This is a genomic window from Dermacoccus sp. 147Ba (assembly GCF_004151355.1).
Classification (GTDB): Bacteria; Actinomycetota; Actinomycetes; order Actinomycetales; family Dermatophilaceae; genus Dermacoccus; species Dermacoccus abyssi.
The window spans coordinates 1-18,663 of sequence record NZ_SEHL01000006.1 but is presented as its reverse complement, the minus strand read 5'-3'; the positions used below and the strand labels follow the sequence as shown (position 1 = coordinate 18,663).

The window sequence follows — 18,663 nt, the reverse complement described above, 5'->3', positions numbered from 1 at the left end:
TGCCCTCGTCACGTTTCAGCGTGCGGCTCGCGATGTTTCGCCCATGTTTCGGATGCGGCGCTGACGTGAAATCGCGGTCACATCCTCAGGGTATGCACGCCATGCGAGACGTTTCGTGTCGAAGCGTGGACGCACGAGCGCCCACCGGCCGTGACTGCGGGTGGGCGCTGCGGGGCTCGAGACCGGCCTGCTCAGTCGAGCACCGCGTTGACGTACGCCTCCGGGTCGAAGGGCGCCAGGTCGTCAGGGCCCTCACCGAGACCGACGAGCTTGACCGGCACGCCCAGCGCCCGCTGGACGTTGACGACGATGCCACCCTTGGCCGTGCCGTCCAGCTTCGTCAGCACGACACCGGTGACGTCGACGGCCTGACCGAAGACCTCCGCCTGACGCATGCCGTTCTGACCCGTCGTCGCGTCGAGGACGAGGAGCACCTCATCGATGGGGCTGCGCTTCTCGACGACGCGCTTGACCTTCGTCAGCTCGTCCATGAGGCCGACCTTGTTGTGCAGGCGGCCGGCGGTGTCGATGAGCACGACGTCGCACTCCCCCTCCTGGCCGGCCTTGACGGCGTCGAACGCGACGGCGGCCGGGTCGGCGCCTTCCTTGTCCGAACGGACCGTGGGAACGCCCACGCGCCCACCCCAGGTCTCGAGCTGGTCGGCAGCGGCGGCGCGGAAGGTGTCAGCGGCACCGAGGATGACGTCCTTGTCCTCGGCGACGAGAACACGCGCGAGCTTGCCGACCGTGGTCGTCTTGCCTGTGCCGTTGACGCCGACGACGAGCACGACCGCGGGGCGGTCTCCGACGCGGCTGGCCGCGATACGACGGTCCATGTCGGGGCCCACCTGCGCGAGCAGTTCCTCGTGGAGCCACTGCGAGACGGTCTCCTCGTCGGTGGCACCGTTCACGGAGATCCGCTTCTTGAGGTTGTCGACGATCTCCGTCGTCGCCTCGACACCCAGGTCGGCACGAAGCAGCGTGTCCTCGACGTCCTCCCAGGCCTCGTCGTCCAGCGTCCCGCCGGAGAGCAGGCCGAGGAGGCCCTTGCCGAGGGCCGTGTTCGAACGGGAGAGGCGCTCACGCAGGCGCACCATGCGACCACGGGCAGATTCGGGCTTCTCGAGTTCACGGGTCTCGGCCGCCGTCGAGCTCGCGGCTTCCTCGTCGGCCTCGACGTCGAACGGGTTGGTCTGCGTGGCCTCCGCCTCGGTGAGCGGGCGGTCCTCGTCGACCGTCTCACCCGTGGCGGGTGCGGCTTCGGCCGGCTCCGTCGGCTCTGCGACGTCGGCCGTGTCGGTTGCGGTAGGAGCCTGCGTTGCGTTTTCGGGCTTCCGCGCCTGCTTCTTCGCCGGTGCGGGTTCGGCCGTCTTCGACGTGTCGATCCGCATGCCGCTGCTCGGCTTGTACTGCGTTTTCTTGGCGACCGGCCGCTCGATCGGCGTCTGCTCGGTCTTCGGCGGCACCTTCGGCGCCTTGCGCGAACGACCGCGGACGAGACCGACGACGCCCGCCACCCCTGCGAGCAGGGCAACGACTACGACAGCAAGAATTTCCCAGAGCTGATCCACGGCCCCATCATTGCAAACCTCACCGAGAACCGGCCATCGGGAGGCAGCGGCTCACTCAGCGTTCGGGTCGGCGTGCACGCTCGGAACGTGCCACCCCGGCCGAAGCACTCTCGCCGGACTTCGCGGGCTTCTTGGTCGCGCCGGCCTCGCCGGCCGCACGCTTCACGGGGCCTCGACTCCGGCCGACCGGCGCGTCGTCGGAGAGCCGGAAGAGACGTTCACCGCGCGGCGTGAACATGCTCCGCCCCGCACGGCGGGCCGGCAGCGCCACGATGCCCACGACGAAGAGGGCGAGCGCGACGGCAAGCGTCATACCAAGAACGAGCCAGAACACCGTGTCTCCTCATGTGTGCGGGGTGCCTCACGATTGTGACCGGCGCACTCACCGATTGCCAGTTGCCACGCGGACGGCTCAGGCGCTGTCACGCGTTCTCCTACGGAACACGGACGTCGCCCAGCCGCTGGGAGACCACGGTCGTCACGCCGTCGCCACGCATCGTCACACCGTAGAGCGCGTCCGCGACCTCCATCGTCCGCTTCTGGTGCGTGATGACGATGAGTTGGCTCGAGTCGCGCAGCTCTTCGAACAGGGTGATGAGTCGCCCGAGGTTCGCGTCATCGAGCGCGGCCTCGACCTCGTCCATGATGTAGAAGGGGCTCGGTCGCGCCTTGAAGATCGACACGAGCAACGCCACCGCCACGAGCGAACGCTCTCCACCGGACAGCAGCGACAAGCGCTTGATCTTCTTGCCCGGCGGGCGGGCCTCGACGTCGAGGCCGGTGGTCAGCATGTCGTCCGGGTCGGTGAGGACAAGTCTCCCCTCGCCGCCCGGGAACAGCCGCGAGAAGACGCCTTCGAACTCGCGGGCCACGTCGTGGAAGGCTTCGGTGAAGACCTGCTCGACGCGTGCATCGACCTCGTCCACGATGGACATCAGGTCCTTCTTCGAACCGCGCAGGTCGGCGAGCTGCTCGGTGAGAAAGGTGTGGCGCTCCTCGAGCGCGGCGTACTCCTCGAGCGCGAGCGGGTTGACCTTCCCCAACAGCTTGAGGTCGCGCTCGGCCCGCTGGAGTCGCTTCTCCTGCACGTTTCGCTCGAAGGGCACCGGCTCCGGCGTCTCCTCCCCCTCGGCGACTGGTTCGAGGTGCGGGACAAGCTGATGCGGCCCGTACTCCTCGACGAGCACGTCCGGGTCGATGCCGAGTTCGTCGCCAGCTCTCGTTTCGAGCGCCTCGATGCGCAGTCCCTGCTGCGCACGGGCCACCTCGTCGCGGTGCACCGAGTCGGTGACCTCCCGCAGGGCGTCCGCCTGCTCCTGAGCCCGCTGGCGGGCGGCCTTGAGTTGCGCCTCGCGTTCTCCCTTGGCCTGCGCCTCGGCGTCACGCAAGTGCACGAGCCGTTCGAGGGCGCGACGGACGTCGGCCGAGGCCGACTCGGCGTGCGAGCTCACCGTCCGTGCCACGCGCGCAGATTCCTCGCGGCTGCGTCGCCTCACCTCGGCCCGCTCGCGCGCCGCGAGCTCAGATCGTGCGGCCGCTTCGAGCGACTCCGCCCGACCCGAGAGCGCCCGTGCCCGTTCCTGGCGGGTGCGCAGCGTCAACCGGTGTTCGGTCTCCGCCGTTCGGGCGGATGCTGCGAGCGCCGCCAGGCGGTCTCGTTCGGCCACCGACGGTTCCTCGTCGCTCGGCTCTTCCTGGGCGTGAGCAAGCCGTAACTCGAGTTCTTCGAGTTCGCCGCGGTTCGCTTCGAGCGCCACGCGAGCCTGCTCGATGGAACTACGGATACGCTCTCGCTCGTGATCGGCTGCGGCGATCGTCTGGTGATGACGCGCCAGCTGCTCCGCGGTCGAGTCGATCTCGGCGTCGCTCTCGGAGAGCCGGTCCGCCGTCGCGTCGGCGGCCGCTTGTGCCTCACGAAGCGGCCCGGCGATCTCGTCCAGTTCCGTGGCGAGGTCACGTTCGCGCTCTGCTTGTGCCTGGCTGTCACGCCGCGCGTCGTCCAATGCAGCGCGCAGTTCGAGCGCTGAACGCCCCGGACGCCCCCCTCCGCGCACGAAGGTCGGTGCATAGACGTCGCCGTCCGCAGTGACCGCACGCGCGCCGCTCGCCACAACGGCAAGTGCCGCCTCAGTGTCGGGGACGAGCGCGAGCCTGTCCACGAGGACGGCGACGGCGGCCGCGAGGTGGTCCGGCACGGTCACCACGTCACGTACCCAGACCGCGCCGTCGGGCAGTTCCGGCCAGGCGCCGGAGTCGGGGGCGCTCGCTCCGGCGACGACGAGGCCGACCCGACCCCCCTCGTGATCACGCAGATGCCCGAGGAGACGCGCGGCGTCCTCGTGCGACGCGATGACGAACGACTCGGCCGCCCACCCGAGCGCGACGGAGACGGCCGCTTCGTGGCCCGGTTCGACCTGAAGAGCTTCGACGAGTTCACCGCCGAGGCCTGCGGCGTCGTCGGGGAGGTTCTCACGGGACGCCCCGGCCGAACCCAGGGACATCTCGAGCGCCTCGGCACGGGCTGAGGCGGCGCCACTTCGTTGCGACGCGGTGTTGCGCGCGTCGCGCAGTTCGCGGCGTCGCTCGTCGAGCTCCGCCAGTCGCGACGTGGCTTCCTCGGCCGCCGCGTTGACGGCCTCCTCGCCCGACTCGAGCTCCGCGAGGCGTGCCTGCAGAGTTTCGACCTCACGTCGAGCTTCGTCGACGCGCTCCGACGATCCGCCCAGAGTGCCGCGCAATCGACCGATCTCGGCCTCACCCGCCTCGACGCGAGAACGTCGAGCCTCTACTTGACCGTGAAGCTTGGCCAGGCCCTCTCGACGGTCGGCGGCTGCGCGCGCGAGGCGCACGATCCGCTGCTGCTCCCCCTGGTGGGCCCGCTCGGCTTCCTCGCGGGAGCGGACTGCCTCGTCGACGGCCTTCTGCGCTTCGTCGGCCTGAACCTGGAGTTCGAGCTCCTCCCCTCGCACACGCTCGGCCTGCCGTCGCAGCTGCTCGGGGTCGCGACCCGAGTGCGACGGTTCGTCGTCGGCCGCCATGAGGCGTACGCGCTCGCTCGCCAAACGGGCGGTCGCATCGAGCTTCTCCGCAAGGGAGGTGAGGGAGTACCACTGCTGCTGGAGCGCGTAGAGTGCGGGAGCCTTGCGGGCAGCGTCGTCCTCGAGTTCGGAGACAGCGCGTTTCGCCTCGGCCACGGAAGCCTCGAGACGCGTGCGACGTTCGACGAGTGCCTTCTCGTCGGCGAGGTCGGCCTCGAGACCCGCACGCTGCTGGACGAGATCGTCCGCCAAGAGGCGAAGGCGAGCGTCGCGCACCGTCATCTGGATAGACCGTGCCCGACGCGCCGTCTCCGCTTGTCGTCCGAGCGGCCCGAGTTGACGACGCACCTCGGCCGTCAGATCGGCGACGCGGGTGAGGTTTCCCTCCATCCCCTCGAGCTTGCGCAGCGCCTTCTCCTTGCGGCGGCGGTGCTTGAGGACGCCGGCAGCCTCCTCGATGAAGCCGCGGCGCTCCTCCGGTGTGGCTCGCAGGACGGCGTCGAGCTGGCCCTGGCCGACGATGACGTGCATCTCGCGGCCGATACCCGAATCCGAGAGGAGCTCCTGGATGTCGAGGAGCCGGCAAGGCGTGCGGTTGATCGCGTACTCCGAGCCGCCGCCACGGAACATCGTGCGGCTGATCGTCACCTCGGTGTAGTCGATGGGCAACGCGCCGTCGGAGTTGTCGATCGTCATCGTCACCTGGGCACGCCCGAGCGGCTGACGCCCGGAGGTTCCCGCGAAGATGACGTCGTCCATCTTGCCGCCGCGCAAGCTGCGCGCACTTCCCTCGCCCATGACCCAGGCGAGAGCGTCGACGACGTTGCTCTTGCCCGATCCGTTCGGGCCGACGATGCAGGTGATGCCCGGCTCGAGGACGAGGTCGGTTGCCGAGGCGAACGACTTGAACCCGCGCAGGGTCAACGACTTGACGTACAAGCGGCTACCTCACGAACGAGCCGTGAGCACGAGCGGGCCATCGCCCGTCACGGCGACGGTGTGCTCGCTGTGAGCGCCGCGGGAGCCGTCGACGCTGCGCAACGTCCAGCCGTCGGCATCCTGAACGAGTTGATCAGTGCCGGCCATGAGCCACGGCTCAATGGCGATGACGAGACCCTCTCGCAGCTTGAGCCCACGCCCCGCGCGCCCGTCGTTGGGCACATGCGGCTCGCCGTGCATGGTGCGGCCGACGCCGTGGCCACCGAACTGCGTGTTGACGCTGTATCCCGCACCGTGACACACGTCCGCAATGGCAGCCGAGATGTCACCGAGCTTGCCGCCGGGGCGGGCCTGTTCGATGCCGGCGGCAAGGGCGCGCTCGGTCGTCTCGATGAGACGCAGATCTTCGTCGCGCGGCGTGCCCACAACGACCGAGAGCGCGGAATCACTCACCCAGCCGTCCAACGAGGCTGCGAAGTCGACCGAAAGGAGGTCGCCGTCGGCGAGGGTGTAGTCGTGCGGCAGGCCGTGAAGAACCGCGTCGTTGACGCTCGTGCACAACACCTTGCCGAAGGGGCTCGCGCCGAAACTCGGGTGATAGTCGATGTAGCACGACTCGGCTCCGGCATCCTTGATCATGCGGTGAGCGAGCGCGTCGAGCTCGAGCAGATTGACGCCCACGTCCGCGGCCTCACGCAGAGCGGTGAGGACGGAGGCGACGAGCCGACCGGCAGGCTTCATCTCGTCGAGTTCACGGGGCGTTCGCAGTTCGATCACGATCCAACGGTAGTGGAGAGCGACGACAGCCTCCGCCACCGGCAGACGTTGTCAGGACGAGAACGCGACCAAGTCGACGGAAAACGACTCCTCCTCCGGTCAAATCCAAGGTGCTGGCCATAATGAGGTGGCTTGCGCCACAATCCAATCCGTGATTGGACACATGCCCAATAATGACTCGTTGCGGCCCCGCCTGCTGCTCAGCGGCGCGCTGCGGCAAGTTTCGTGTGGGCTCCACTGCATCGGATCGACGATGCTCGCGCTCACACTCGTTCTCGCCGGCCCCATCCTCGTGATTGTCGGCATTCACCGTGCCCTTGAGGCCGCATTCGGGCGCTCGGTCATCCCCGGCTGGCACCCCAAGCATGCAGAATCGCTCCTCGTCACATTCCTCGCTCTCGCAGCATCAACGTCGGTGGCCGCCGCGTTGCTCGCCACGAGTTGGGGCCTTCACGCGGCGAGGCGCCGTCTGTGTCCTTCCCCGAGCGGCCCGAACTCTCCACGTCCCCCGCAACGACGCTCGGGCGGGACGTTTCCGGCGCAAGCACGCGTGCTGCTGGTTCCGTTCACGAGCGGCTCACTGACCCCTGCCCCTCCGTCGAGGCAGACCGCTTCACCTCGCGTCCACGGGGGATCAGCGGGGCGGCTTCTGACAGGTCGGGCAGAAGTGTGACGAGCGGTTCATGAACTGCTCGCGCACGATGAGCGTTCCGCACCGCCGGCACGGCTTGCCCTGCTGGCCGTAGGCGTCGAGGGAGCGGTCGAAGTAGCCGCTCGCGCCGTTCACATTGACGTACAGCGCATCGAAGCTCGTGCCCCCTTGGGCGAGCGCTTCGCGCATGACGTCCTGCGCTGCCGTCAACAGGTCGACCATCTGACGTTTCGTCACCTTCGAGCCCAGCCGCCTGCCGTGAACGCCCGAGCGCCACAGCGCTTCGTCGGCATAGATGTTGCCGATACCGCTCACCACACCCTGGTCGAGAAGCATGCGCTTGACGGCGACGTCCTTGCGTCGCATGAGACGCGCGACCGCTTCGGCGTCGAAGGCGTCCTCGAGCGGATCTGGTGCGATGTGCGCGATTGTGCTCGGCACCTCACGTCCGTGCGCCACCGTCAGCTCGTCGAGATAGAGCCCACCGAAGGTTCGCTGGTCGACGAAACGCATCTGCATCGGCGCAGCGTCAGATGCGTCGCCGTCGAGGTCGAACACGGCGTGCGCGTGCTTCTCCATCGGCGCATCCGCCGCCTCGACGAGAACCTGACCACTCATGCCGAGGTGGACGACGAGGGCGTCGCCCTCCCCCGCGAACGTCAGCCACAGGTACTTGCCGCGCCGCTCGGCCGACTCCACACGGCGTCCGCGCAGGACGTCGGCCAGGTGATCCGGGCCCGGCACGTGCCGGCGCGCGACCCGTGCTCCGGTGACCCGAGACGTGACGAAGGCCTGGCCGACCACCTGGTCGGCCAGGCCTCGACGTACGACTTCGACTTCGGGGAGCTCAGGCATCGGAACGCGGCGAGACGTCCGATTCGGCGTCGGCTACCGCCTCTGCCGTCGTGACGCCGGAGTTCTTCGCCGCCTCCTCGCGCAGGCTCACCCATGCGTTCTCGGCGGCGAGCATCTCTGCGCTCTTCTTGTTCCGCCCGGTGCCGATGCCGAGCACCCGCTCGTCGACGACGACCTTCGCGGTGAACACCTTGTCGTGATCGGGGCCTTCACCCTCGACGACGTACGCGGGCGCGCCGAGGCCGGCGGCCGCAGTGGCCTCCTGCAACGACGTCTTCCAGTCGAGCGCCGCGCCGAGGCTGGCCGTCCGTGACATCAACGGGTCGATGAGGTGATGCACGATCCGCCGTCCGGCCTCGATGCCGCCACACAGGAACACAGTGCCGATGACGGCCTCTGTCGTGTCGGCGAGGATCGAGTCCTTCGTCCGGCCGCCCGTGGCGAGTTCACCGCGTCCGAGCAGCAGATAATCGCCGAGGTCGAGCTCACGCGCCACCTCTGCGAGGGCCCGCGAATTGACGACGGCGGCCCGCTGCTTGGCCAACTGCCCCTCGGGAGCGTCGGGGTGGTCGCCGAAGAGCGTCTCGGTGACGACGAGACCCAGCACGGCGTCGCCGAGGAACTCCTGGCGTTCGTTGTGCGGGATTCCGCCGTTCTCGTACGCGAACGAGCGATGGGTCAGGGCACGACGAAGCAGCGGCTCATCGACGTCCGTACCCGAGATCTCACTGAGTTCTCGGGCCAGATCGCCGACGGGCCGCTGCGTAGCGTCAGCCGCCGACCGCTTCGAGCTTTTCTTGCCCACGGTCTGGCGAGTGAGGCCGGTCAGGCCTGGTGCTCGGTGCGCTCCGCGGCGCCGTAGTGACGGCCGTTGTACGTGCCGCACGACGGGCACGCCATGTGCGCCTGCTTGTTCGCGCCACACGACGGGCACGCCTGCAGAGCGACCGGCGTCGCCTTCCAGTTGGCTCGGCGCGAGCGGGTGTTGGCGCGCGACATCTTCCGCTTGGGGACAGCCACGTCAGTTCCTCTTCTCGTCGTGTGCCGGATCGGCGTCGGCCAGGTTGGCCAGTGCCGACCAGCGGGGGTCGATAGCTTCGTGGTGGTGGTCAGGATCGTCCGCGAGCCGGGCGCCGCATTCGGCACACAACCCGGGGCAGTCCTCGCGACACACCGGTTGGAACGGCAGTGAAGGCACTACCGCATCCCTCAGCACGGGCTCGATATCGGCGTCGTCGCCGTCGAGCTCGGGCAGTTCGTCCTCGTCATCGCCGCCGGCCACCTCACGGTGGTGCGCGGCACGCTCGGCGTAAGCGAACAGTTCCTGAAAGTGAACGTCAACAGGAATGCTGACGTCGTCCAGGCACCGCACGCAGGCGCCGGTCGCCGTCGCTTCGACCTCACCGGCGATGAGGACGCCCTCCATCACGGCTTCGAGACGCAGGTCGAGCCCCATGGGCTGACCTTCCTCGATGCCGATGACGTCGGTGCCGAAGTCGGCCGGAGTCGCGACATCACGATGCAGACGCAGAGAATTACCGGGTCGGCGACCGAGTTCCCTGGTGTCAATCACCAGAGGTCGGCGCGAATCAACCTGGTTCATTACCCTGCCGTCTTCGTGAGTCGTGTCTTCGATCGCTTCGGCCACAGCGATGGCGTGGGCCGACGTGCAAGTCTACGCCAGCGCGTGACGCCCACCCAAATCGTCCGGCCGACCTCAGCCGGCGACGCCGAGTCGCTCGAGAAGCGGGCCGTGAACGGCCTCGGGAACCATGCCGGAGATGTCTCCCCCGAGCGTGGCCACCTGCTTGATGAGCGAGCTCGACAGGTGATCCATGCCGGGGTTTCCCGGCAGGAACAGCGTCTCGAGCCCCGAGAGCGAACGGTTCATCGTGGCCATCGGCAACTCGTAGCTGAAGTCGGTCTCACCCCGCAGGCCCTTGACGACGATCGGCGCCTCGAGGCGCGCACAGACCTCGACGAGCAGTTCATCGGCGAAAGCCTCGGCGCGCACGTTGGCTAGGTGCGCGACCGACTTCTCGATGAGGCCGACGCGTTCGTCGGCCGTGAACGTGCCCTGCTTGTCCGGGTTGTAGAGGACGGCAACCACGACCTCGTCGAACAGGCGCGCGCTGCGCTCGACAACGTCGAGGTGGCCGAGGGTCAAGGGATCGAACGATCCGGGGCAGACACAGCGGGTCATCACTTCTCCTCGGTCGCGGCCGCGGGAACGACTTCGTCCAGCGTGGCGACGACGGCGTCGACGTCGTCAGGGTCAGGGCCTTCGCTGAACTCGGCGAACCACATCGTCGTCTCGCCGTAGACGCGCGGCTCCCACGGTGCGAGCCGCTCGTGCCACGTGGGTTCGGGCGAGCGCGACGAACGCTCGATGACGACCAGGGCGCGCGGTGCGAGCCAGCCGCCCTCGACGAGCGAGTTGATGGCCTGACGCAGCTGCTCCTCACTGACCGAGTACGGCGGGTCCATGAGGACCAGGGCGGCCTGCACAGTGGCGGGCTGGTCGAGGAATCGCTCGACGGCCTGCGTCACGACGCGTACCGGCGAGAAACCGAGGTTGCGCACGTTGGTGCGGATGACGGTGGCGACGCTGCGGTTGGCCTCGACGAAGGTGACGGACGCGGCACCACGACTGAAGGCCTCGAGTCCGAGGGCGCCCGATCCTGCGTAGAGGTCGAGGACGTCGGCTCCGAGCATGGCGCCGAGGTGCTCAAGTCGTGAGAAGAGTGCTTCACGCACACGATCCGCGGTGGGCCTCGTGCCCACGCCCGCTGGCGTGTCGAGCCGCCTGCCGCCTGCTTTTCCGGCGATGATGCGCGTCATTAGCCTCTCTCCAGGAACTCGGCCTGTTGGTCGTCGACACGCTCGCGCGCAGCCTGGGCCAGCAGGGGGTGATCGGCCATCGTCGGGTCTTGTTCGACGAGCGCTACGGCTTCGTCGCGGGCCTTGGCGATGACCTCGAGATCTGACGCCTTTGTCAGTTCCAACCAGTCGAGGGACGTACGGCGACCACTCTGCGCGGCGCCGAGCACGTCACCCTCTCGTCGTAATTCTAGATCCAGGTCGGCGATGGCGAATCCGTCGGTCGTCCCCGCGACGCGGCCGAGGCGTTCGAGGGCCTCCGGGGACTCGGAGCGTGTGACGAGCAGGCACAGACCGCCGTGCTCCCCTCGGCCCACGCGGCCGCGAAGCTGGTGCAGCTGGGACAGGCCGAAGCGATCGGCGTCGACTATGACGATCATCGAGGCGTTGGGCACGTCGACCCCCACCTCGATGACGGTGGTGGCCACGAGAACGTCGACCTCTCCCCCGGCGAATCGCCGCATGACGGTGTCCTTCTCGTCGGCCGGCAACCGGCCGTGCATGAGATCGATCGAGACGCCTCCGAGTGCCGGCAGGTGACGCATCTGCTCGATGAGCTCCACGACACCGACCGGACGTAGCGCCTCACCGTCATCGGCAGGCGTGCCCGGGTCGACGAGCATTGCCCCGGAGCCGTCCTGCGCGTCACCGATCCGACCGGCGACGACGTAGACCTGTCGGCCTGCGCGGCACTCCTCGGCGATGCGCTCCCACACGCGGTTCATCCATGCCGGGTTCTGCGCCTGCACGACGTGGCTGACGATGGGTGCCCTCCCCCGCGGCAGTTGCCGCAGGGTAGAGACGTCGAGGTCGCCGAACGCCGTCATCGCCACGGTGCGGGGTATCGGCGTGGCCGTCATGACGAGCACGTGCGGCGGCGTGGCTGCCTTCGAGTTCAGCGCGGAACGCTGCTCGACTCCGAAACGATGCTGCTCGTCCACCACCACGAGCCCGAGATCGGCAAAATCTACGTGCTTCTGCAGCAGGGCATGGGTTCCGATTACGATGCCGGCCTCGCCGGAGACGATGTCGAGCAGTGCCTGCGAGCGCGCCGAGGTCGACATCGATCCCGTGAGGAGCGTGACGCGCGTGCCGTCGGCGTCCCCGCCGAGTTGCCCGCGTTGCGCGAGGTCGCCCAGCATGGCGCGCATCGACGTGGCGTGTTGCGCCGCGAGCACCTCCGTGGGCGCGAGGAGGGCTGCCTGTGCGCCGGAGTCGACGACGGCGAGCATCGCCCGCAGCGCCACGATCGTCTTACCCGAGCCGACCTCACCCTGGAGCAGTCGGTGCATGGGCACCTCACGCGCGAGGTCGTCTGCGATGGCGGCACCGACCTCGACCTGCCCCGACGTCAGCTCGAACGGGAGAGCGCGGTCGAAGCGCGCGAGCAGACCGTCCGGGCGCGGGACGCGAGGCGTCGCGGGTACCGAGCGAGCCTTGGCCCGGCGCTGCGCGAGCACGAGTTGAGTGATGAACGCCTCGTCGAAGCGTAAACGCTTCTTCGCCGCGCCCACGTCCGCCATGGTGCGCGGCAGGTGCGCGGCGCGCATGGCACGCGTGAAATCGGGCACTCCCATGCGCTCACGCAGGTCGTCGTCGAGCGGGTCGGGCAAGGTGCCGACCGCGTCGAGCACCTGCTTGATCGACAGCGTCAGACTGAGGTTCGTGATCTTCTCGACCTGTTTGTAGACCGGCACGAGGCCGTTCTCGTAGATGCTCATGTCAGCGTCGTCCATGAGCGAGTACTGCGGGTGGGTGAGCTGCAATTGCTTTCCGTAGAGCCCCAGCTGACCGCTGAAGAGGGCTCTCTTACCCGGCCGAAGAATGCCGTAGTGCGGGTGCGCACTGAAGAACGTGACGAGCGCGCGCTGGCCCGCGTCGTCGACGATGACGGCGTTGGCCATGGAACCGCGCCGGTTCTTCATGCGCCGCTGCGTCATCTCCGCCACCTCGGCGGTGAGAACGACGTGCTCGCCGAGTTCGAACTCCGAGAAGCTGCTGCCGGCGTGGGCGTCGATGTAGCGGCGCGGGAAGTAGTGAAGGAGGTCGCCGACCGTCTCGAGGTTGCGCGCCTTCGCGAGTTTCTTCGCGCTCGTGCCGAGCACCTTGACGAGCGGTGTCTCGAGCGTTACCTCACTCATGGATCACTCCGAGTTGGACGAGGAAGCCCGATCGCAGACGCAGGAGGTCGAGCTCCGCTCCGACGCGTTCGGCCTCGGTTTCGAGGAAGGTGACGAACTGCTCTGCCGCGGCCGGTTCGGCGTCCGGCGCGATGCAGGCGGTGACGACCTCGGCTCCCTCGAAATGGCTGCGCACAAGATCTCGCGCGGCACGCCACGTGCCCGCCTGCAGTACCTCGATCTCCTCATCGGCATCGAAGCCCGTGGCAACGGCGTCAAGGCCCGCGAGCAGTGTGACGAGACTGTGACTGCGGGCTCCGTCACCGGGAGTTCCCCGGTCGGCGAGGACGAGAGTCGACCCGTTGTCCGGTTCGGCGATGCGCTCGCTGACGGCGGCCCCGAGGCTGTGCGCATAGCGCTGCACGGCCTCGTCCTGGGCAACGACGACGACGTCGCTGACTGTGTCGAGGCCGCCGGCGAAGCGCGTGACCGCGATGTTGTCCACGGACCCCGCGTCACGGGCATGGGAGACCGCGACGAGCGGAAGGTCGGTGTGCACGTGGAGGCGGTGGATACCGTCTCCACCGGCGACGACGACGCTGTCACCGACCTCGGTGAGGCGCGAGCGCAACGAGGCAGCCACCTCGTCAGTGAGCCCCTCGATCACGCCCATGACTTCGAAGGCCGGACCGTCGCTCGTCACCTGACAGCCGCCCTCCGAACGGACGCTTCGCGCCTCGGCGCGGGGCAGCCAGGAGCGTTCGCTGGCACGAGGAAGCCCGTGGCGTCCGCTCGCAACACGGCTGAGGCACTCGAGCACGATGGCGAGGCCGGCTCCGCCGGCGTCGACGACCCCCGCCTCGGCGAGGACGGCGAGTTGTTGCGGAGATCGGGACAGGGCGAGCTTCGCGCCGTCGAACGCCGCCTGCGCCACGTCGTCGACCTGGGGCGTCTCGCCGGAGTGCACGGCCTCGGAACGAGCGTGGCTCGCCGCGACGGCCGCCGCTTCGGCGACGCTGAGCATGGTTCCCTCGACGGGGTTGTCGACGGCTCCTCTCGCCGAGGATGCGCCGGAGTGCAGGGCCCGCGCGAGAGCGTCGCCGTCCAGCCCGAGGGCAACGGCCTCGTCCACGCCGTCGGGGTCGACGGGCAACGCTCCGAGCGCTCCGACGAACCCCCGCACGTACTCCGAGAGGATGACCCCCGAGTTGCCCTGAGCCTCACGCGTGATGGCACCGAGCACCTGGCGCAGGTCGGAGCGAGCGGTGCGCGCACCCGGATCGAGTTCTTCGACTGCGCGAAGGCCGGCCTCGAGGGTGGCGCGCATGTTCGTGCCCGTGTCGCCGTCGGGCACCGGGTAGACGTTGAGGGAGTTGAGGATCGTCTCCGACGCGGCAAGCTCTGCTCGGGCCGCGACGAGGACGCGGGCGAGGGAGGCCAACGTGAGCGTCGTCGTCATGGCGCTCCTCCGTCCTCGCTCATCCGTGACTCACGGGCGACGCGTGGGCTGAGGCACCCACGAACCGCTCGTTCGCCCCTACTCTGGCACAAGGCACCGACAATGGAATCGTGGGTGAATCGCTGCCCACCTGACGGCTGACGCCCCGCGCGTGCGCCCGAAGGGACCCACTCGCCTCGTTTTGCTCCGCCCGGTGGGCCTCGGCTATGCTTCCCAGGTTGCCTCCGTGTCGCCCGTCGTCCTGACGTGCCTGCCGGGGCGAAACCCAAGAACGTTCATCGACTTCAGGAGAAACCGTGGCTGCCACCTGCGACGTCTGCGGCAAGGGACCGGGCTTCGGTCACAACATCTCGCACTCCAACCGCCGCACCAAGCGTCGTTGGAACCCGAACATCCAGCGCGTTCGCGCGATGGTCGGCGAGGCTGGCGTGACCCCGAAGCGTCTCAACGTCTGCACCTCCTGCCTCAAGGCAGGTAAGGTCAAGCGCTGATCTCAGCACTTGCGTCAAGAAACCCGGCTCCGGCCGGGTTTTTTGTTGCCCGCCTTCACGATGTTGCCGTGAAAACGCGGCATCCCTCCCGCGGTAACCGCTCACCATCGGTGGGTACGCGTGAGCCGGGCGCCCCCTTCAGGGGGACGCCCGGCTCAGTCGTTCGCAGTCAGTACCTCAGTGGGCGCCGGGCTGCTCGTGCTCCGCGGCGGCCTTGTCCTCGGCGAGCTCACGCTCATCGACGACGATCGGGCGAGTGACTGCCCAGCCGATGAGCGCTGCCGCCAGGACGAGCAGACCGACGCCGGTCCACAGGTTGAGGTTCGCGCCGTCGGCCTTGGCCCGGTCGGCCTCGCTCGTCGTGAAGCTCATCCCGACGAGGATGACGCCGTAGATGCCCATGAGGGCACCGATGATGTTGCGGATGTCGAACAGGCCCGCGCGGTGACGCGCGGAGTTGGCCGCCTTCGCGGTGCCTGCTCCGGCCTTGTCGTTCGTGGGAGTACTCATGGTTCAACCCCTCAGTGGAAGACGATGTTGAGCAGGATGACGAGGGCCAGCGAGATTCCGGCGAGCTTCGTCGGCGACTGCCACCAGCTCGTGGTGGTGTCCTCCTCGAAGTCCTCCTTCGGCGTCTCGCTGTAGACGAGGCCGCGCAGCGACTCCGCCGGCTTCGGCTGCGTCGCGAGGCTCACGACGTAGCTGACGAGGACGTCGACGACGAACGCCGTACCGGCAGCCACGAACGAGGCGCCCTGGCCACCGATCGGGATGACGCCGACGGACAGCCCGCCGAGAGCGTCCTCGGAGAGCACCGCGACGATGACCGCGCCGACGGTACCGGAGACGAGACCGGCCCAACCGGCCGTGGCCGTCATGCGCTTCCAGAACATACCGAGGATGAACGTGGCGAACAGCGGCGCGTTGAAGAAGCCGAAGAGCGTCTGCAGGTAGCTCATCGCGTTCTCGTAGCTGGCGGCGAGGAACGAGGTGAAGATCGCGACCACCGTGGCGACGACCGTCATGATGCGGCCGATGCGGATGTAGTACGCGTCGTCACGCTCCTTGACGACGTACTCCTGCCAGATGTCGTAGCTGAAGACCGTGTTGAACGCCGAGATGTTGGCGGCCATACCTGCCATGAAGGCGGCGAGCATACCGGCGATGGCCACGCCCAACAGACCGTTCGGCAGCAGGTCACTCATGAGGTACAGCAGCGCGTTGTTGTAGTCGGCGCTGCCACCCGAGGCCTTGGCCTTGGCGATCTCCGGCACGAGCACACCGGCGATGATGCCGGGGATGATGATGATGAACGGGATGAACATCTTCGGGAAGGTGCCGATGATCGGAGCACGGCGAGCCGAGTTCATGTCCTTGGAGGCCATGACGCGCTGAACCTCGACGAAGTTCGTCGTCCAGTAACCGAAGGAGAGCACGAAGCCGAGACCGAACACGATGCCGATGACGGACCAGACCGAGCTCGTGAAGCCGGTCAGGGAGTTACCCGGCCACGAGGCGAGTTCACCATCGGTACCTGCGGCCTGCATCTTGTCCTGCAGGCCGCCCCAGCCGCCGACCTTGTGCAGGGCGGCGAGCGTCAGCGGCAGCAGTGCGGCGACGATGACGAAGAACTGCAGCACCTCGTTGTAGATGGCAGCGGAGAGGCCACCGAGGGTGATGTAGCTGAGGACGATGACGGCGGCGACGATCGTCGAGACGGTCATGTCCCAGCCGAGCAGCATGTTGACGATCTTCGCCAGCAGGTAGAGGTTCACACCGGCGATGAGCACCTGCGCGAGCGCGAACGAGATCGCGTTGACGAGGTGGGCGCCCGTACCGAAGCGGCGCTTCATGAACTCCGGCACCGAGCGCACGCCCGAGCCGTAGTAGAACGGCATCATCACGATGGCCAGGAACAGCATGGCCGGGATCGCGCCGATCCAGTAGTAGTGGAACGTCGGCATACCCATCTGGGCACCGGACGCGGACATACCCATGATCTCGACGGCACCGAGGTTGGCCGAGATGAAGGCGAGGCCGGTGACCCAGGCGGGCAACGATCGGCCGGACATGAAGAAGTCGATGCTCGAACTCACCTGACGGCGGGCCAACAGGCCGATGCCGAGAACGAAGACGAAGTACAACGCGATGAGCACGTAGTCGACCGGCCCTGCGTCGAGACGCAGTGCGGAGGTATCCATAGGCAGCAAGGCTGGCTCCCGGTCTGAAGATTCTGTTTGACCGCCTGACGGTAGCCCCACGGCCCCCTTCAGAGCCATGCAGACGGGCTCATCACAGAGGATTGCAATACGTTCGCAACAATCGGAGCGGTTCGCTCGTCAGCGAGCGCCGAAGTGCGTCCAGCCCTCCGCCTGCGCCGGCTCGCCGTCGAGCGTGACGCCCCGGCCGTCCTCGACACGGCCGACGACGTGCCATCCCGCCGGAACGCGCCCCTCCGGGCTTGTCGCGAGCAGGGCGTGTTCCTCACCGCCGGAGAGCACACACTCGAGTGCCCGATCCCCCACCACCGGTTCGAGGGGGCGCGCCATCGCACGGAGCGCTTCGCCGTCGAAGTCGAGGCGCACGCTCGACGCCCGCGCGATCCGTGCGGCGTCGAGCATCAGGCCGTCGGAAACGTCCATCGCGCAGCGCACCCCCGCAGCAGCAGCCTCGTCACCCGCGTATCGCGGGCGCGGGGCACGATGCCACCCCACGCATTCCTGAGTCGCTGTACCGGCTCCTTCCGAGGGCGCGGCTTCGCCGAGCAATACGAGCAGACCGGCGTGACTTCGCCCGAGGACGTCGGAAACGATGATCGACTCCCCCACTCGCGCGTTGGCACGCAGCAGCGGCTCGCGCCCCGCGGGCAGATCACCGAGGGCCGTGACCGCGATGGCGACCGTGCCGTCGGGCGCTCCCGAGAGGTCGCCGCCGAACGAACCGACCCCGGCACGCCGCAGTTCGTCGGCCATACCGCGCGTGAGGTCGACGAGCCAGTCGACTCGAGTGGCCCCCTCAGCGGCCAATGCGACGACGACGCCGGTCGGACGCGCGCCCATCGCAACGACGTCGGCGAGGTTCTGCGCGATGACCTTGACCCCGACGTCCTGGGGCGACGACCAGTCGTCACGCCAGTCGAGGCCGAGCACCATGGAATCCGTCGTGACGACGGTGCGGCCGGTGCTCGTTGTGAGGACGGCGGCGTCGTCACCGGGCCCGACATCGGCCGCCGCGGGTTCGACCACGGCGAGGACGGACCTCAGCACGCCCAATTCACCGACGTCGTCGACGGTCGAGGCGTCGCCGCCCACTCTCGGCGTCCACACGTTCGTCACGGCCCCATTCAAGCAGGCCGGAACAGACCGCATCCGCGCCGCATCAGGCAGCGCGCAGCCACCGCCGGTAGCGTTGTCCACCATGACGACGCTCCGTTCCCTCAGCCTCTTCGTCGCCGGTTCGTCAGCCGTGTGGGCGCTCGCCGCGTGCTCGCTACCTCCGGTGGAGGCCAAGCCCGCGGATCGCGCGGACACCCCGCAGTGCAAGGCGGCCTCGAGCGCCTGGCCGGCGAAGGTGGCCGGTTTCGAGCCGTACCCCGTCACCACGCCGTCCGACGCGGTGCGCGCCTGGGGCGAACGGCCCGAGTCGTCCGTCATCGCGCGCTGTGGCCTCACCCCTCCCGGACCCACCACGGAGACGTGCTTCGAGGCGAACGGCGTCGACTGGGTGCAGTCCGACCTGTCGGACGGGCGTCGCTACACCACCTACGGCCGAGAACCGGCCATCGAGGTGCTCGTGCCGAAGGAGTCGAAGGCCGATGCCTCCACGCTCGCGGCTTTCGCGCCCGCAGCGAAGAAGATCGCCCAGGGCGAGCGGCGCTGCTC

At 68.3% G+C, this 18,663-nt stretch carries 17 protein-coding genes; 2 read left to right on the top strand and 15 right to left on the bottom strand.

Going from position 1 to position 18,663, the window contains the following annotated elements:
- Positions 1-191 precede the first annotated feature (191 nt).
- From ftsY to EVU97_RS08920, 12 genes are all read right to left on the bottom strand, one after another.
- Positions 192-1,571: a signal recognition particle-docking protein FtsY gene (gene ftsY / locus EVU97_RS08975; RefSeq protein WP_129665197.1), complete on the bottom strand. Its 1,380-nt coding sequence runs from the start codon at positions 1,569-1,571 to the stop codon at positions 192-194.
- A gap of 55 nt (positions 1,572-1,626) precedes the next feature.
- Positions 1,627-1,905, bottom strand: coding sequence for a hypothetical protein (locus EVU97_RS08970; RefSeq protein WP_129665195.1), 279 nt, complete (start codon positions 1,903-1,905; stop codon positions 1,627-1,629).
- A gap of 100 nt (positions 1,906-2,005) precedes the next feature.
- Complete coding sequence (gene smc / locus EVU97_RS08965) at positions 2,006-5,548, bottom strand: chromosome segregation protein SMC (RefSeq protein ID WP_129665193.1); 3,543 nt, start codon at positions 5,546-5,548, stop codon at positions 2,006-2,008.
- A 9-nt stretch (positions 5,549-5,557) separates the two neighbouring features.
- Positions 5,558-6,325, bottom strand: a complete 768-nt coding sequence (gene map / locus EVU97_RS08960) for a type I methionyl aminopeptidase (RefSeq protein ID WP_129665191.1) — start codon at positions 6,323-6,325, stop codon at positions 5,558-5,560.
- Positions 6,326-6,959: 634 nt separating this feature from the next.
- Complete coding sequence (gene mutM, locus EVU97_RS08955) at positions 6,960-7,832, bottom strand: bifunctional DNA-formamidopyrimidine glycosylase/DNA-(apurinic or apyrimidinic site) lyase (protein ID WP_129665189.1); 873 nt, start codon at positions 7,830-7,832, stop codon at positions 6,960-6,962.
- Positions 7,825-8,637 (bottom strand): ribonuclease III, encoded by an 813-nt coding sequence (gene rnc / locus EVU97_RS08950; RefSeq protein WP_047311964.1) that lies wholly within the window; start codon positions 8,635-8,637, stop codon positions 7,825-7,827. The genes mutM and rnc overlap by 8 nt, the downstream gene beginning before the upstream one ends.
- A gap of 20 nt (positions 8,638-8,657) precedes the next feature.
- Complete coding sequence (gene rpmF, locus EVU97_RS08945; protein ID WP_047311963.1) at positions 8,658-8,852, bottom strand: 50S ribosomal protein L32; 195 nt, start codon at positions 8,850-8,852, stop codon at positions 8,658-8,660.
- 1 nt (position 8,853) lies between these two features.
- Positions 8,854-9,435: a DUF177 domain-containing protein gene (locus EVU97_RS08940; RefSeq protein ID WP_129665468.1), complete on the bottom strand. Its 582-nt coding sequence runs from the start codon at positions 9,433-9,435 to the stop codon at positions 8,854-8,856.
- A 114-nt stretch (positions 9,436-9,549) separates the two neighbouring features.
- Positions 9,550-10,035 carry a pantetheine-phosphate adenylyltransferase gene (coaD, locus tag EVU97_RS08935; RefSeq protein ID WP_047311961.1) on the bottom strand — a complete coding sequence of 162 codons (486 nt, stop codon included), beginning with the start codon at positions 10,033-10,035 and terminating at the stop codon, positions 9,550-9,552.
- A complete protein-coding gene (gene rsmD / locus EVU97_RS08930; protein WP_129665187.1) occupies positions 10,035-10,673 on the bottom strand; it encodes a 16S rRNA (guanine(966)-N(2))-methyltransferase RsmD in 639 nt (212 codons plus the stop codon). Before rsmD ends, coaD begins: the two co-directional genes overlap by 1 nt.
- Positions 10,673-12,853 (bottom strand): ATP-dependent DNA helicase RecG, encoded by a 2,181-nt coding sequence (locus EVU97_RS08925; protein ID WP_129665185.1) that lies wholly within the window; start codon positions 12,851-12,853, stop codon positions 10,673-10,675. The genes rsmD and EVU97_RS08925 overlap by 1 nt, the downstream gene beginning before the upstream one ends.
- Positions 12,846-14,291 carry a DAK2 domain-containing protein gene (locus EVU97_RS08920; RefSeq protein WP_129665183.1) on the bottom strand — a complete coding sequence of 482 codons (1,446 nt, stop codon included), beginning with the start codon at positions 14,289-14,291 and terminating at the stop codon, positions 12,846-12,848. The genes EVU97_RS08925 and EVU97_RS08920 overlap by 8 nt, the downstream gene beginning before the upstream one ends.
- Before the next feature lie 296 nt (positions 14,292-14,587).
- Here EVU97_RS08920 and rpmB point away from each other — a divergent pair, with 296 nt between their 5' ends.
- Positions 14,588-14,782 carry a 50S ribosomal protein L28 gene (gene rpmB, locus EVU97_RS08915; RefSeq protein WP_047311958.1) on the top strand — a complete coding sequence of 65 codons (195 nt, stop codon included), beginning with the start codon at positions 14,588-14,590 and terminating at the stop codon, positions 14,780-14,782.
- 177 nt (positions 14,783-14,959) lie between these two features.
- Here rpmB and EVU97_RS08910 read toward each other — a convergent pair whose 3' ends face one another.
- The 3 genes from EVU97_RS08910 to thiL all read right to left on the bottom strand — a co-directional run bounded on the left by EVU97_RS08910 (position 14,960) and on the right by thiL (position 18,117).
- Positions 14,960-15,292, bottom strand: coding sequence for a hypothetical protein (locus EVU97_RS08910; RefSeq protein ID WP_165357927.1), 333 nt, complete (start codon positions 15,290-15,292; stop codon positions 14,960-14,962).
- An 11-nt stretch (positions 15,293-15,303) separates the two neighbouring features.
- Positions 15,304-16,983, bottom strand: a complete 1,680-nt coding sequence (locus EVU97_RS08905) for a sodium:solute symporter family protein (RefSeq protein ID WP_047311957.1) — start codon at positions 16,981-16,983, stop codon at positions 15,304-15,306.
- Positions 16,984-17,121: 138 nt separating this feature from the next.
- Positions 17,122-18,117, bottom strand: a complete 996-nt coding sequence (thiL, locus tag EVU97_RS08900; RefSeq protein ID WP_165357926.1) for a thiamine-phosphate kinase — start codon at positions 18,115-18,117, stop codon at positions 17,122-17,124.
- Positions 18,118-18,199: 82 nt separating this feature from the next.
- Here thiL and EVU97_RS14975 point away from each other — a divergent pair.
- The coding region (locus EVU97_RS14975; RefSeq protein ID WP_165357925.1) for a DUF3515 domain-containing protein at positions 18,200-18,663 on the top strand (464 nt) is incomplete at its 3' end.

What these genes read in the sequence shown, in the direction of transcription:
- EVU97_RS08905 (WP_047311957.1), bottom strand. Translation starts at nt 16,983, where the DNA reads ATGGATACCTCCGCACTGCGTCTCGACGCAGGGCCGGTCGACTACGTG.
- mutM (WP_129665189.1), bottom strand. Translation starts at nt 7,832, where the DNA reads ATGCCTGAGCTCCCCGAAGTCGAAGTCGTACGTCGAGGCCTGGCCGAC.
- rsmD (WP_129665187.1), bottom strand. Translation starts at nt 10,673, where the DNA reads ATGACGCGCATCATCGCCGGAAAAGCAGGCGGCAGGCGGCTCGACACG.
- coaD (WP_047311961.1), bottom strand. Translation starts at nt 10,035, where the DNA reads ATGACCCGCTGTGTCTGCCCCGGATCGTTCGATCCCTTGACCCTCGGC.
- EVU97_RS08920 (WP_129665183.1), bottom strand. Translation starts at nt 14,291, where the DNA reads ATGACGACGACGCTCACGTTGGCCTCCCTCGCCCGCGTCCTCGTCGCG.
- EVU97_RS08940 (WP_129665468.1), bottom strand. Translation starts at nt 9,435, where the DNA reads ATGAACCAGGTTGATTCGCGCCGACCTCTGGTGATTGACACCAGGGAA.
- EVU97_RS08910 (WP_165357927.1), bottom strand. Translation starts at nt 15,292, where the DNA reads ATGAGTACTCCCACGAACGACAAGGCCGGAGCAGGCACCGCGAAGGCG.
- EVU97_RS08925 (WP_129665185.1), bottom strand. Translation starts at nt 12,853, where the DNA reads ATGAGTGAGGTAACGCTCGAGACACCGCTCGTCAAGGTGCTCGGCACG.